Raw genomic sequence first — 13641 nt, 5'->3', positions numbered from 1 at the left:
GCGCCGGGGGCGACCCCTTCGGGCGTGACGATGGTCAACGGCGGGCCCTCCCCAGCGGGACGAAGCGGATGGCCTGGCCGCCGCCGGGCGCGAGGCGCAGGCTGAGAGTGTCGGCGGCTGTGACCTCGCGCGCCTCGATGACGATGGCCTCGCGATTGGTCTTCCAGTCGGCGTCAGGGGCGTCGCGGTAGATTTCGGCGCGATAGCGGCGGCCCGGGTCGAGGAAGGACAGGGAGGCGTCCAGCACGCGCGGGTGCTCGTCGGTCAGGGCTCCGAGGAACCACTGGTCCGAGTTGCGGTCCTTGCGGGCGATGGTGACGAAGTCCCCGATCTCGCCGTTCAGGACGCGGGTGTCGGACCAGTCCGTCACCACGTCCTTGATGAACTGGAACGGGCCCGGATTGGCCTCGTAGTTTTCCAGCAGGTCGGCGGCCATGACGATGGGGCTGTAGATCGTCACATAGAGCGCCAGCTGTTTGGCCCAGGTGGTGGCGATGCCGTCGGGCGCGCGGGTCTTCATGCCGAAGATGCCCGGGGTGTAGTCCATCGGTCCGGCCAGCAGGCGGGTGAAGACCAGATTGGCCTCGTGCTCGGGCGGGTTGCCGGGCTGGCCCCAGGCGCTGAACTCCATGCCGCGCGCGCCTTCGCGGGAGATCATGTTGGGGAAGGTGCGGCGCAGGCCGGTGTCCTTGAACGGCTCGTGGGCGTTGACCGCGACCTGGTATTTCGCGGCGGTTTCGACGACGCGCAGGTGGTGTTGGGCCATCGGCTGGCTCTCGTGCCAGGCCAGGCGGGGCTGGCCGTCGGGGCCGCGCACGCGCGCTCCGGCGGCGTCGGCGACATAGCCGGTCTTGACCGAATGCCAGCCGAACCGCTGCATCTGGGCGAAGGCGGCGTCCAGCTGCTGCTCGTAATGGAAGCCGTTGCCGCCGGTTTCGTGGTGGCCGATGATCTCGACGCCCTTCGACCGGGCGTAGGCGGCGACGCGTTCGATGTCGAAATCGGGATAGGCCTGGGTGAAGCTGTAGTTCCAGCCGGTCCCGAACCATTCGCCGTCCCAGCCGACGTTCCAGCCCTCGATCAGCACGCCGCCGAAACCGTGCTCGGCCGCGAAATCGATGTGTTTGATGGCGTTTTCGGTGGTCGCGCCGTGCTTCGGCCCCGAGTTCCAGGTCTTCAGGTCGAGGTGCATCTCCCACCAGATGCCGACGTATTTCATCGGTTTGAACCAGCTGACGTCGCCGAGCCTGTTGGGCTCGTTGAGGTTCAGGATCAGGCTGGATTCGACCAGGCCGGCGGCGGTGTCCGAGATCTGCAGGGTGCGCCACGGCGTGACGAAGGGGGTGGTCAGCTCGACCGCCGCATTGGACAGGCCGGGGGTCAGGGCCGCCTTGAACCGCCCGCCCTCGACGCGGCGCAGGTTCATGCCCGAATAGTCGATCAGGGCCGCCTCGTGGATCGAGACGTGCAGGCCGTCGTCGGTGCGGACAGTCAGCGGGGTCTGGGCGACGCCGACCGCGTCGATGCGGGTGCGGTTGTAGAGGTATTCCTCGCGGTTCCACTCGAAGGCCGGGATCCACCAGGCCGTGCCGGAATCGACCACGGCGAACTCGGTCAGCTCGTCGCCGATCTTCACGGCCTTCAGATTGGGCTGGTCGGGGAATTCGTAGCGGAAGCCGATCCCGTCGTCATACAGGCGGAAGACGACGTCCATCCGGCGCTCGAGGCCACCCTTCTCGGTCAGGTGGACGCGCAGCCGGGTGTAGCGGTTGCGGATGAAGCGGCGCTCGCCCCACGGCTGCTCCCAGGTGTCGTCGTGCTGCGTCGGCGCCTCGGCCGTGACCGCGAAATTGCGTTCCAGCTTCGGCGCGTCGGTCAGCAGGAAGCCGAGGCGCGAGGCGGCGATGATCGGACGGCCCAGACGGCTGACGCTGTATTCGGGACGGCCCTCGCCGGTGACTGTCACCGACACGGACAGGACCCCGTCGGGCGACGAGGCGCTGACGACGGCGGGGGCGTCCTGGGCGCGGGCCGCCGCGGCGGGAAGCGCCGCGACCAGCGCCGTCGTGGAGATCAGGAACCGGCGGGTCAGCATGAGGGAACACTCCACGGAACAGCACTTGCCAAGCGCGGCCGTGGCGGCGCAGAACAAGCAAGGTTTGCAGCAAATTTTGCAGACACAGTTTCGACCGGAGCCCGCGCGTGAGCCGCCGCAATACCCGTCTGGAAGACCTGGCCAAACTGGCGGGGGTGTCGATCTCGACGGCGTCGCGGGCGCTGAATGACAGCCCGGCGGTCAATGCGCGCACCAAGCAGCTGATCTGGAAGCTGGCGCGCGAGCACGACTATCCCTTCCGCCGCTACATGCCCGCCGGTCCGATCGGCGCCGACGGGGTGATCGCCCTGGTGACGCCGCGGCCGCAGGGGCGCGAGGGCCGGTTGAGCGACCCCTTCTTCCTCGAACTTCTGGCCGGCGTCGGCGAGGCGGCGCGCGAGCGCGGCTGCGACGTGATCATGAGCCATTTCTCGCCCACCAGTTACGACGACCTGTCGGCGGCGATGAACACCAGCCGGGCCGACGGGGTGATCTTCCTGGGCCAGAGCACCCTGCACCAGAGCCTGAACCGGCTGGCCGAGACCGAGGGCCGGTTCGTGGTCTGGGGCGCCCAGATGCCGGACCAGGCCTATTGCTCGGTCGGGTCGGACAATCTGGCCGGCGGCCGGCGCGCGACCCTGCATCTGGCGCGGCTGGGACGAAAGCGCATCGTCTTCCTGGGCGACCTGGATCCGCCCGAGGCCATGCAGCGCCACCGCGGCTATCTGGAAGCCCTGGCCAAATCGGGCATCGAGGTCGATCCGGACCTGATCATGGAGGCGCATTTCGAGGTCGAGTCGGCCGAGGCCTCGGTCGACAGCCTGATCCGGCGCGGGGTCAGGTTCGACGGCGTGGTCTGCGCCTCCGACCAGATCGCCCTGGGCGCCGTGCGGGCCCTGCTGCACGCGGGACTGAGGGTGCCCGAGGACGTCTCCGTCATCGGTTTCGACAATGTGCCCTTCAGCCGCTACAGCCGCCCCGCCCTGTCGACGATCGCCCAGGACACGATGAAGGCGGGCCGGCTGCTGGTGTCCAAGCTGCTCGACAACCCCGGCGATTCCGTCGGCCGGTCGGAACGGATTCCCACCGACCTGATCGTGCGCGAGAGCTGCGGCGGCTGAGGTCATCCGGCGGCCAGAACCAGTCCCGCCATCGGCGGCAGCATCCCCGGTTTCGACGCATCGAGGTTGACCGCCTCGATGCGTTCATGCCCTTCCGGCGGGGTCCAGGCCACAGGCTCGAAGCCGAGGTTGAAGACGCAGACCAGACGTTCGCCCTCGTGGACCCGCTCGAACGCCAGCAGATCGTCGTTGCGGTCCAGCAGCGTCATCTCGCCCCGCATCAGGGCCGGATGCGCCTTGCGGAAGGCGACCAGACGGCGGGTCGCGTGGAGCATGGATGACGGGTCGCGTTCCTGCCGGTCGACGGACAGGGCGATGTGGCGCGGATCGACCGGCAGCCACGGCTCGGCGGTCGAGAAGCCGGCCTGGGGCTTGTCGGCGGTCCAGGGAATGGGGGTGCGGGCGCCGTCGCGGCCGAGGGTCTGGGGCCAGTTGGCGATGGCTTCGGGATCAGCCAGCCGCTCGAACGGCACCTCGGCCTGGGGCAGGGCCAGTTCCTCGCCCTGGTAGATGAAGACATTGCCGCGCAGGGTCATCAGCAGCAGCATCGCCATCTCGGCGAAGGCCCTGGGATCCCGGCCGCCGGCCCAGCGCGAGATGGCGCGCGGCGCGTCGTGGTTCGAGAAGGTCCACGAGGGCCAGCCCTGTCCGTCGCGCCCGTGCCAGGCCTCGGCGCCCGTCCTCACCAGCTGGGCCTCCAGCGTGGGGGCGTAGAGGTAGAGGAAGCCATAGGCGCTGTTCAGATGGTCCTCGCCCCGGGTGAAGGCCTGCATTTCGCGCTCGGCGTGGTCGCCGCCGACCTCGGCCACGCTGAAGCGGCCGCCATAGCTGTCGGTCAGGGCGCGGATGCGGGCGAGGAAGTCGACGATGCCGGGCTGGGACTGGTTGTGCACCTTGTCCTGGAAGTCGAACGGCCGGGTGCGCTTGCCGCCGGGCGGCAGGGGCGGATTGTCGGTCAGCTTCGGGTCGTGCATCGAGAAGTTGATGGCGTCGAAGCGGAAGCCGTCGACGCCGCGGTCCAGCCAGAAGCGGGCGGCGTCCAGCAGGGCGTCCTGGACGTCGGGACTGTGCAGGTTCAGCTGCGGCTGCTCCGGCAGGAAATTGTGCATGTAGTACTGGCCGCGCCGGGCGTCCCAGGTCCAGGCCGGGCCGCCGAACACCGACTGCCAGTTCGAAGGCGGCGAGCCGTCGGGTTTCGCGTCGGCCCAGACGAACCAGTCGGCCCTGGGATTGGCGCGCGACTGGCGGCTTTCCTCGAACCAGGCGTGCTTGTCCGAGGTATGGGCGAAGACCAGATCGGTGATGATCTTCAGGTCCAGTTCGTGGGCCCGGGCGATCAGGCGGTCGAAGTCGGCCAGCGAGCCGAAGATCGGATCGACGTCGCAATAGTCGGCGACGTCATAGCCGAAGTCCTTCATCGGCGAGGTGAAGAAGGGGCTCAACCAGACGCCGTCGACGCCCAGCGAGGCGATGTGGTCCAGATGGGCGGTGACGCCGGCCAGGTCGCCGACGCCGTCGCCGTTGGTGTCGGCGAAGCTGCGCGGATAGACCTGATAGATCACGGCGCCGCGCCACCATTCGGCGGTGTCGGGCAGGGCGGTCGGGTGTTCGAGAATCTGGGCGGTCACGCTGGTCTTTCGGATACGCAGACAAGATAGCCCAGGGCGGGCACGGAAACGGAAATCGAGCCGGGCGCGGCGGCGCGGGCCGGACACTGGCCGAGCAGGGCGCGCCATCCGGACGAGCCGGTCTCGACCGGGACATTGACGTCGCGCGCCTCGGTGGAGGTGTTGAACACCACCAGGGTCTCGCCGTCATCATCGAGCCGGGAGAGGGCGAGAACGCCCGGGGTCTGATCGGCGATCCTGACCGCGACGCGACCGTGGCGCAGGCGGGCGTCGGCGGCGCGGACGCGGCTCATGTCCGCGATGCGGCGGTACATGTCGGCGTCGGCGTCGAACGGGCCCGATGCGGCGCCGATGCGGCGGTCGTCGGCATAGGCGGGGACGCGGGTCTCGAACATGTCCTGCCGTGAACGGCGGTCGTCGCCGTCGCCGGTGAAGCCCTGTTCGTCGCCGTAGTAGATGACCGGCACGCCGCGCCCCAGCAGGACCAGGGCGTGGGCCAGGGCCGAGCGGTCCAGCAGTTCGGCGTCGGAGATGTCGGGCATCGCCTTCAGGATCAGATGGCCGATGCGGCCCATGTCGTGGTTGCCGGTGAAGGTCGGCAGGCGCAGCGCCGTCTCCGCCCCGCCGGCGTAGACGGCGTCCTCCATCAAGAGGTAGCCCATGGCGTCCGGGTTTCCGGCCCCCGTGACCATGTTCTGGACGGCCCGCTGATAGGCGAAGTCGAGCACCGTCGGCAGGCCGTCGACGATCGTGTGCATGGCCGCCGTGCCGGACTGGAAGTCGTAGGTTTCGCCGAAGATGTGGAAGTTGGGAATGCCCTTCGCCCGGGCGCGCTCGAGGATGGCGGGCACGAAGGCCTGCCAGAACTCGGGGTTGACGTGCCGGGCGGTGTCGATGCGGAAGCCGTCGATCCCGTAGTCGTCGATCCAGGCCCCGTAGACGTCGATGAAGCCCTGGACCACGCGCGGGTGTTCGGTGAACAGATCGTCGAGGCCGGAGAAGTCGCCGTCCATGCGGGCTTCGCTGTACCAGGCGCTGTTGCCCCGGTTGTGGTAGAGGCCCACGTCGTTGAGCCAGGCCGGGACCTTCACGGTCTCCTCACCCGCCGGATTGTAGGGCGTGTACGCATAGTCCGGGCGCGTCAGGGTCGAGAAATCGCCGCCCGAAGCGCCGGTGAAGCCGGGGTTGATCGCCTCGCCCTCCAGCCCGCCGCGGCGCTGGTACGGATAGTCGCCCTTCCAGCGGTAGCCGCAGTCGTTCTGCGGGCACTCGCGGTAGCGGATCACGTCGGCGGTGTGGTTGATGACGATGTCGAGATAGATCTTCATCCCCCGCGCATGGGCGGCGTCGACGAGGGCGCGGAAGTCGTCGTTGGTCCCGAAATGCGGATCGATGCGGGTGAAGTCCGTGATCCAGTAGCCGTGATAGGCCGCGCTTTCCTGCCCCGGCGGGCCCTGCACCCATTTGTTGACGAAGGGCGGCGCGATCCACAGGGCGGTGGCGCCCAGACCCTGGATGTAGCCGAGCCGGGCGGTCAGGCCCTTAAGGTCGCCGCCGTGGTAGAAGCCGGGGTCGGTCGGGTCATGGCCGGTGACCAGCCGGTCGCCGCGCGCACCGCCCCGGTCGTTGGCGGCGTCGCCGTTCTCGAACCGGTCGGGCAGCAGGAAATAGACGACCTCGTCCTCGGCCGGACGCTGGCGCAAGGCCTCCAGAGCGCCGGCCATCGATTGGGCCCCCGTCGATTGGGCCCAGGCGGGCGAGACGGCGCCCGCGAGCGCGCCTCCCAGCAGGGCGGCGACACAGACTCGATTCCACCGGTTAAGGCGTTCCGTCATGGTCTGGCGTTCCTCGTTGTCCGCGGACGGCGTGGCCCGCTGGATCAGTTTGCAAGATTTTGCAGCGCTGGGCCCGTCTGTCAATCCATCCAGATTGCGCGTCCAAAATGCGGCGGTGGAGGGCAAAATCGCCTTGTGCAGTGCGGTATGGAGGCTGCGCGCGTCACATTTCGGCCACGCCCGGACCCCGATCTGAAGATTCGCAGCTTGCAAGGTTCCCATAAGTTTGCATAACTTTGCGACGAGAGCCCGGACGCTTCGACAGAAATGCGCCGGCCCAGGGAGAGAATGATGATGAGAACCCAGGTCACTCGACGTGCGCGTTTGCTTGCCGGAGCCGCAATCGGCGCCATCGGCCTGATGGCCCTCGCCGGAGCCGCCGCGGCGCAGGATGCGAGGCAGGAGCCCGAGGCGACGGAGATCGATGAGGTCATCGTCACCGGCATCCGGGCCTCGATCCAGAATTCGATCGCGGCCAAGCGGAACGAGACCTCGATCGTCGAGGTCGTCACCGCAGAGGACATCGGCAAGCTGCCGGACGTCTCGATCGCCGAATCGCTGGGGCGCCTTCCGGGTCTGTCGCTGCAACGTCTGGACGGCCGGGGTCAGAACATCTCGGTCCGGGGCCTGGGTCCGGACTTCACCACCGCGTTGCTGAACGGTCGCGAGCAGGTGACGACCAGCGACAACCGCGGCGTCGAATTCGACCAGTATCCGTCGGAGTTGCTGGGCAGCGTCGTCGTCTACAAGACCCCGGACTCAGCTCTGATCGGGCAGGGTCTGGCCGGCACCGTCGACCTTCGCGTTGTCCGCCCGCTGGAATATGGCCGTCAGGCCATCGCGGCCAACCTGCGCTACGAGCTCAACGACATCGGCGCGCTGAACGCGGGGTCCGACGACAGCGGCTGGCGCTACAGCGTGTCCTACATCGACCAGTTCGCCGACGACACGATCGGCATCGTGCTGGGCTATGCGCACATCGAGAGCCCGTATCAGTCCGAGCGTTTCAACGCCTGGGGCTATCCCGAGGTCACCGGCGGCGGCCCGCGCGTGATCGGCGGTTCCAAGCCCTATGTCATGTCCGCCAATCTGGAGCGGAACGGCTACATCGGCGTGCTGGAGATGCGTCCGAACGATCGCGTCCACATGACGTTCGACGCCTTCTACTCCGAGTTCGACAACACCCAGATCCTGCGCGGCATCGAACTGCCGCTGTTCTGGTCGGCGGCCCAGTTGCAGCCAGGCTTCACCGTCGAGGACGGGCTGGTGGTCGCCGGCACCTACACCGGCGTCAAGGGCGTGGTCCGCAACGACGTCAATACGCGTGAAAGCACCCTGACGTCGCTGGGGTGGAACGGCGAATTCCAGCTCAATGACGCCTGGTCGCTGAACGCCGACATCAACTACTCCGCGGTCGAGCGCACGGACCAGATCCTGGAGACCTACGCCGGCACCGGTCGAGGCCCCGTCGGCGCGACGGACACCATCGGCTTCAGCACCAGCGACGACATCACCCGCTTCAGCCCTGGCCTCGACTACGGCGACTTCGACCTGATCCGCCTGACCAGCCCGCAGGGCTGGGGCGGGGACGTCATTCCCGGCGGCCAGGACGGTTATCTGAACTCGCCCACGGTCAATGACGATCTGACCGGCGCCCGCTTCTCGCTGGAAGGGGACGTGGACTGGTCCTTCATCAGCGGCGTCGAAGTCGGCGTCTACGCATCGAAGCGCGAGAAGGAGTTCATCAACGACCAGTTCTACCTTGGCGTCCCGGGCGGCGCTTCGCCGGTCGTGCCGACGGCCTTCCGCCTGGATCCGACCTCGCTGGCCTATCTCGGCATTCCCCGGATGATCAGCTACGACGCCCTCGGCCTGGTCCGTAGCGGCTTCTACGACCTGATCCGCAACCCCAACGCCGACGTGAGCGCGGGCAACTGGTTCGTCGAGGAGAAGGTCACCACGCCGTTCGTCAAGTTTGACATCGACACGACGGTGGGACCGTTCCCCCTGACCGGCAACTTCGGCCTCCAGGCCCAGTACACCGAGCAAAGCTCCGACGGCTTCGCCGCGCGTCAACTCGGCACCGGCGTATCCGAATCCATCGCGATCTCGGGCGGCGACGAGTATTGGGAGGTGCTGCCCAGCGCCAACCTGATCTTCGAACTGGCTGACTCGCGCTTCCTGCGCCTGGCGGCCGCCCGGACCCTGTCGCGCGCCCGCATGGACCAGATGCGCGCCAGCCGGACCTTCAGCTACAACGCCAGCCGCGACGACCCCGCCGCGCCCGGCGCGAACACCCCGGCGTACGATCCGCAGAATCCACCCTTCACCGGCAACGGCGGCAATCCGCAGCTTCGTCCCTGGATCGCCAACGTCTTCGACGTCTCGTTCGAGCAGTATTTCGGCCGCTCGGCCTACTTCTCCATTGCGGCCTTCTACAAGGACCTCGAGACCTACGTTTACGACCGGACGACGCCCTTCGACTACACCGACTTCCCGCCGGTGACCGGGGTCTATCGCCAGGGCACCTACACCCAGCCGGAGAACGGCGAGGGCGGCGAGATTTATGGTGTCGAGCTCGCGGTCTCGACCCCGTTCGACTTCATCTCTCCCTGGCTGGAAGGGTTCGGGGGTCAGCTTTCGGTTTCGCAGACTGAAAGCAAGATCCAGCCGGATCCGGGCAACCCCGCCACGCCGATCCCCGGCCTGTCGGAAACCGTCGCCAACCTGACCCTGTACTATGAGAAGGACGGCGTTCAGGCCCGCGTCTCGAACCGCTACCGGTCCGAGTTCCTGGGCGAGGTCGCCGGCTTCGGCAACGGCCGCACCTTCCGCCAGGTGGCGGCCGAGAACATCGTCGACGCCCAGATCGGGTACGAGTTCCAGTCCGGACAGCTGGAAGGCCTGTCGGCCCTGTTCCAGGTCAACAACCTGACCGACGAGCCGTTCTACACCTATGAGGGCGGCGACGAGCGCCGCATCATCGACTACCAGTCCTATGGCCGGACCTTCCTGTTCGGAATCAACTACCGCTACTGACCGTCCCAACCGGTCGGGAAGGGGCCGCTCCGGGAAACCGGGGCGGCCTTTTCGTTTTCCGGCGGCGGCGTCCGGCCACTTTTGGTTACGACCCGGATCAAACTGCTGGACGCGACCGCTCGTGAATGAAACCAAAGACGCAACGGCCGCGCGTGGGGACGATGCGGTGATCAGGGGAGTGAAATGACCAACACCCAAACCTCGACCGTTCACAAGACCGGCGCCGCCTTCGCCTATGTGACGACCCTGTTCTTCGCATGGGGCTTCGCCACCTCGCTGATCGATCCGCTGATCGCGGCGGTGCGGCGTGTGTTCGATCTCAGCTATACCGAGGCCTTCTTCACCACCTCCGCCTGGTTCATCGCCTATGGCGTGGCGTCGATCCCGGCGTCCTATGTGCTGGCCCGGCTGGGCTACAGCCGGGCGATCATCGCCGCCCTCGCGACCATGGTGCTGGGCTGCCTGATCGTTCCCGTGGCGACGATGATGGATCAATACGCTGGCGTACTGCTGGCCCTGTTCGTCATCGCCTCGGGCGTCACCCTGCTGCAGGTCGCGGCCAACCCGCTGGTGGCGGAACTGGGCGCCCGCAAGAGCTCGCATTTCCGGCTCAACTTCTCGCAGGCCTTCAACTCGCTGGGCACGACGATCGGGCCGTGGCTGGGGTCGCATGTGCTGCTGACGGGCGGGGTTTTCGCCGCCGGCGCCGTGGTCACCGTGGCGACGCGCAATGAGTCGCTGCGCAGCATCGACGCCGGCTTCCTGGCGATGGGCGTCTTCTTCGCCCTGCTGGCGCTGTTCATCTTCACGGCTCGCAAGAAGATCAACGCCGCGGCGCCGGCCGCCGTTGTGGGAGCCTCCCCGCTGGCGGCCTTCGGTTCGCCCTGGGCCCTGTTCGGCGCCCTCGCCATCTTCATCTACGTCGGCGCGGAAGTGGCCATCGGCTCGATGCTGACCAACTTCCTGAACAGCGCCAACATTCTGGACATCCCGCTGGAAGAGGCCGGCAAGATGGTCGCCTTCTACTGGGGCGGGGCGATGATCGGCCGGTTCGCGGGAAGCGCCCTGCTGACGCGGGTGCCCGCCGGCGTTCTGCTGGCGGTCTGCACGGTCTGCGCCGGCCTTCTGTGCGCGGTCGTGACCCAGACGGGTGGAACGACGGCGGCCTATGCAGCCCTGTCGATCGGCCTGTTCAACTCGATCATGTTCCCGACCATCTTCACCCTGACGCTGGAACGGTCCAGTGCGCCGGCCGCGGCGACCTCGGGCCTGCTGGTGTTCGGCATCATCGGCGGGGCCGTCCTGCCGCTGATCGCGGGCCGGATCGCCGATGCGGCAGGCGGGGCGCTGAGCCCGGCCTTCGTCGTGCCGCTGGCGGGCTATGCCGCGCTGACGGTGTTCGCCATCGCGGCGGCGCGGACGCGGGTACGCAACGGCGACGGCGCGGCGGCCCCGGCGCCGCACTGATCTTGCAAACGACACGGCAGGACCGCCGACGGCATCGTCGGCGGTCCTTGCGCGTTTGGCTCCCCGTCGCCCAGGATAGGGCGGGGCCGCGGAGAGCTGCATGATCGGAATGATGAGACGGGCCGGACTGCTGGGACTGGCGCTGGCCCTGATCGCCGCCCCGGCCTGGGCGACGGTGACCCTGACCTTCTACGCCCACCCGGGCGCGCGCATCCGGGGCGGTGAACTGCTGTTCCCCCATGCCTATGTCCACGCATCGGGATCGCTGGACGACACTGGCGACCCGGTCGACTGGGCGGCGGGGTTCACGGCCCGGTATCCCGGTCCCCACCTGCTGCTCGCGACCGGCCCCGGCGTCGTCGCCACGCCCGAGCCCCGCTATGTGGGCGAGGGCAAACCCTATCTGCGGCTGAGGGTCAGCGACGCCGTCTATCGCGCGGTAAGGGCCCGCGCCGACTGGTGGCACGGGCCCGAGGGATCCCTGTACGACCTGCGGCGGCGCAACTGCATCAGCTTCATCGCCGATCTGGCGCGGGTCGCGGGGCTGCAGACGGCGCGAGAGCCGTCGATGAAGCCGGGGACCTTCCTGGAGGCGACGGCGGGGCTGAACCCCGCAGCGGCCTGGCGCGAGACGCCCGCGCCGCCGCCAGCGCCGACACCGCCAGCCCCGACGATCCGGACCGAGCCTCTTGTTCCGGAGCCGGCTCCCGTCGGCTAGGTCTCGCCGGACCACATGTTGTTGGCCCTCAGGAAGGCCTCGTGTTCGGGCAGGCCGTCGACGGTGCGGGCCAGCGCGTCGGATAGCTGACGCAGGCCGGCGGCCGCCTTGTGGGCGTTCTGGTAGGCATAGAGCGGATTGGGTCCGCGGGGGACGATCCCCTGGCCGTACATGACCGCCAGCCATGAGCCCTGGCTGAAATATTCGTCGGCCCCGACCTGATACAACAGGGCGCGGTCGCGGAAGGCTTCGACCCGTTCCGACAGGCTGTCCGGGATCGGCATGGCCTTGACCTGGCGCCAGAACGGGGAATCGTCCCTCTGCGTCGCGTGGTAGTGCAGGATGACGAAGTCGCGGATCAGTTCGACCTCGCGCCCGAGGCGGCGGTTGAAGCCCTCGATATTGACCCGGCTGAAATCCATGTCCGGGAAATGCTGCAGCAGCCGGAAGATGCCTGACTGGACCAGATGGATGCTGGTTGATTCCAGCGGTTCGATGAAGCCGCTGGAAAGGCCCAGGCTGACCACGTTCCTGTCCCAGTAGGTCTTGCGGCGGCCTGTGACGAAGCGAAGGGCGCGGGGCTCGGCCAGGGGCTCGCCGTCCAGATTGGCCAGCAGGGTCTCGCGCGCCGCCTCGTCGGACAGGTGGTCCGAACAATAGACATAGCCGTTGCCGGTGCGGTGCTGCAGGGCGATGCGCCATTGCCAGCCGGCCTCGCGGGCGGTGGACAGGGTCCAGGGCGTCAGGGGCTTCACGCTGGCGCAGGGGACGGCCATGGCGCGATCGACGGGCAGCCAGTGCGACCAGTCCTCGTAGCCGGCCTTCAGCGCGCCCTCGATCAGCAGGCCGCGGAAGCCGGTGCAGTCGATGAACAGATCGGCCTTGAGGATGCGGCCGTCTTCCAGTTTCACGCCGTCGACGAAGCCGTCCTCCGGACGCTGGACGACATCAACGATCTTGCCCTCGATCCGCTCGACGCCACGGCCCTCGCAGACCTTGCGCAGGTATCGGGCGTAAAGGCCGGCGTCGAAATGATAGGCGGTGAACAGGCTGTTCCTCGGCGAGCGGGGATCGGGATCGCGCTCACCCACCTTGCCGGCGTCGGCGGCGCGCGCGCAGACCGAATAGTCGTCCAGGTCGCCGGCGAGCCCCCGGGCCTTGAGCGCGAAATACGTCTGCTGGAAATCAGCCAGGGTGGGACCGCGTCCGAAGGTCCCGAACGGGTGGATGTAACGGGCGCCGATACGACCCCAGTCCTGGAAGACGATCGCGACCTTCAGCGTGGCCTTCGTCTCGCGCATGAACTCGGCCTCGTCGAGACCGATCAGGGCGTTGAAGTCGCGGATCGGGGGGACGGTGGCTTCGCCAACGCCGACGATGCCGATGTCCTCGGATTCGACCAGGGACACCCTGGCGTGAGGCCCGAGCGTGCGTTGCAGGGCGGCCGCGGCCATCCAGCCGGCGGTGCCGCCGCCGACGATCAGAATGGACCGGATGGGTTCAGACATGATGGGCTCCCCGCCTGCCCTGTTCGCGATTTGTTTACCGGGACCAAAGCCATTGTAACCATTGCCTAACCTGCGACCCGGGTCCAGGGTCGGAACAGGGGCCAGTCGGGTATTCACATGCTCAGCCGAATTGCAGTGGGACTGGTGTCCCGGGCCATCTTCCTCGCCGCGGTTCTGACTCCGCTCGCCGCCTGTGGCGGCGGCGGGGGAGGCGGCGGCGGTGGCGGAAT

General features: G+C 67.9%; 8 protein-coding genes. 4 read left to right on the top strand and 4 right to left on the bottom strand.

Translation table 11 applies throughout. From position 1 onward, the window contains the following. Positions 1 to 34: 34 nt before the first annotated feature. Entirely contained in the window at positions 35 to 2095 is a 2061-nt protein-coding gene (locus VN378_RS00375; RefSeq protein WP_325739876.1) for a glycoside hydrolase family 97 protein, read from the bottom strand. A gap of 107 nt (positions 2096 to 2202) precedes the next feature. Here VN378_RS00375 and VN378_RS00370 point away from each other — a divergent pair, with 107 nt between their 5' ends. Then, entirely contained in the window at positions 2203 to 3216 is a 1014-nt protein-coding gene (locus VN378_RS00370; protein WP_325739874.1) for a LacI family DNA-binding transcriptional regulator, read from the top strand. Positions 3217 to 3218: 2 nt separating this feature from the next. Here VN378_RS00370 and VN378_RS00365 read toward each other — a convergent pair whose 3' ends face one another. Together VN378_RS00365 and VN378_RS00360 are read right to left on the bottom strand one after the other, a co-directional pair. Further along, positions 3219 to 4844 (bottom strand): alpha-glucosidase, encoded by a 1626-nt coding sequence (locus tag VN378_RS00365; protein WP_325739872.1) that lies wholly within the window; start codon positions 4842 to 4844, stop codon positions 3219 to 3221. After that, positions 4841 to 6679 (bottom strand): alpha-amylase family glycosyl hydrolase, encoded by a 1839-nt coding sequence (locus VN378_RS00360; RefSeq protein ID WP_414642196.1) that lies wholly within the window; start codon positions 6677 to 6679, stop codon positions 4841 to 4843. The genes VN378_RS00365 and VN378_RS00360 overlap by 4 nt, the downstream gene beginning before the upstream one ends. 291 nt (positions 6680 to 6970) lie before the next feature. Here VN378_RS00360 and VN378_RS00355 point away from each other — a divergent pair, with 291 nt between their 5' ends. From VN378_RS00355 to VN378_RS00345, 3 genes are all read left to right on the top strand, one after another. Then, positions 6971 to 9718, top strand: coding sequence for a TonB-dependent receptor (locus VN378_RS00355; RefSeq protein ID WP_325739870.1), 2748 nt, complete (start codon positions 6971 to 6973; stop codon positions 9716 to 9718). A 183-nt stretch (positions 9719 to 9901) separates the two neighbouring features. Continuing rightward, positions 9902 to 11185 carry a sugar MFS transporter gene (locus tag VN378_RS00350; protein WP_325739868.1) on the top strand — a complete coding sequence of 428 codons (1284 nt, stop codon included), beginning with the start codon at positions 9902 to 9904 and terminating at the stop codon, positions 11183 to 11185. Between the two features lie 100 nt (positions 11186 to 11285). Next, positions 11286 to 11903: a hypothetical protein gene (locus VN378_RS00345; protein ID WP_325739866.1), complete on the top strand. Its 618-nt coding sequence runs from the start codon at positions 11286 to 11288 to the stop codon at positions 11901 to 11903. On the opposite strand, the gene VN378_RS00340 is transcribed toward VN378_RS00345, so the two are convergent. Next, positions 11900 to 13411 carry a tryptophan halogenase family protein gene (locus VN378_RS00340; RefSeq protein WP_325739864.1) on the bottom strand — a complete coding sequence of 504 codons (1512 nt, stop codon included), beginning with the start codon at positions 13409 to 13411 and terminating at the stop codon, positions 11900 to 11902. The genes VN378_RS00345 and VN378_RS00340 overlap by 4 nt on opposite strands. Between the last annotated feature and the right edge of the window lie 230 nt (positions 13412 to 13641).

This window comes from Brevundimonas sp. (assembly GCF_035561115.1).
GTDB lineage: Bacteria > Pseudomonadota > Alphaproteobacteria > Caulobacterales > Caulobacteraceae > Brevundimonas.
This window is presented reverse-complemented; position numbering and strand designations above follow the sequence as displayed.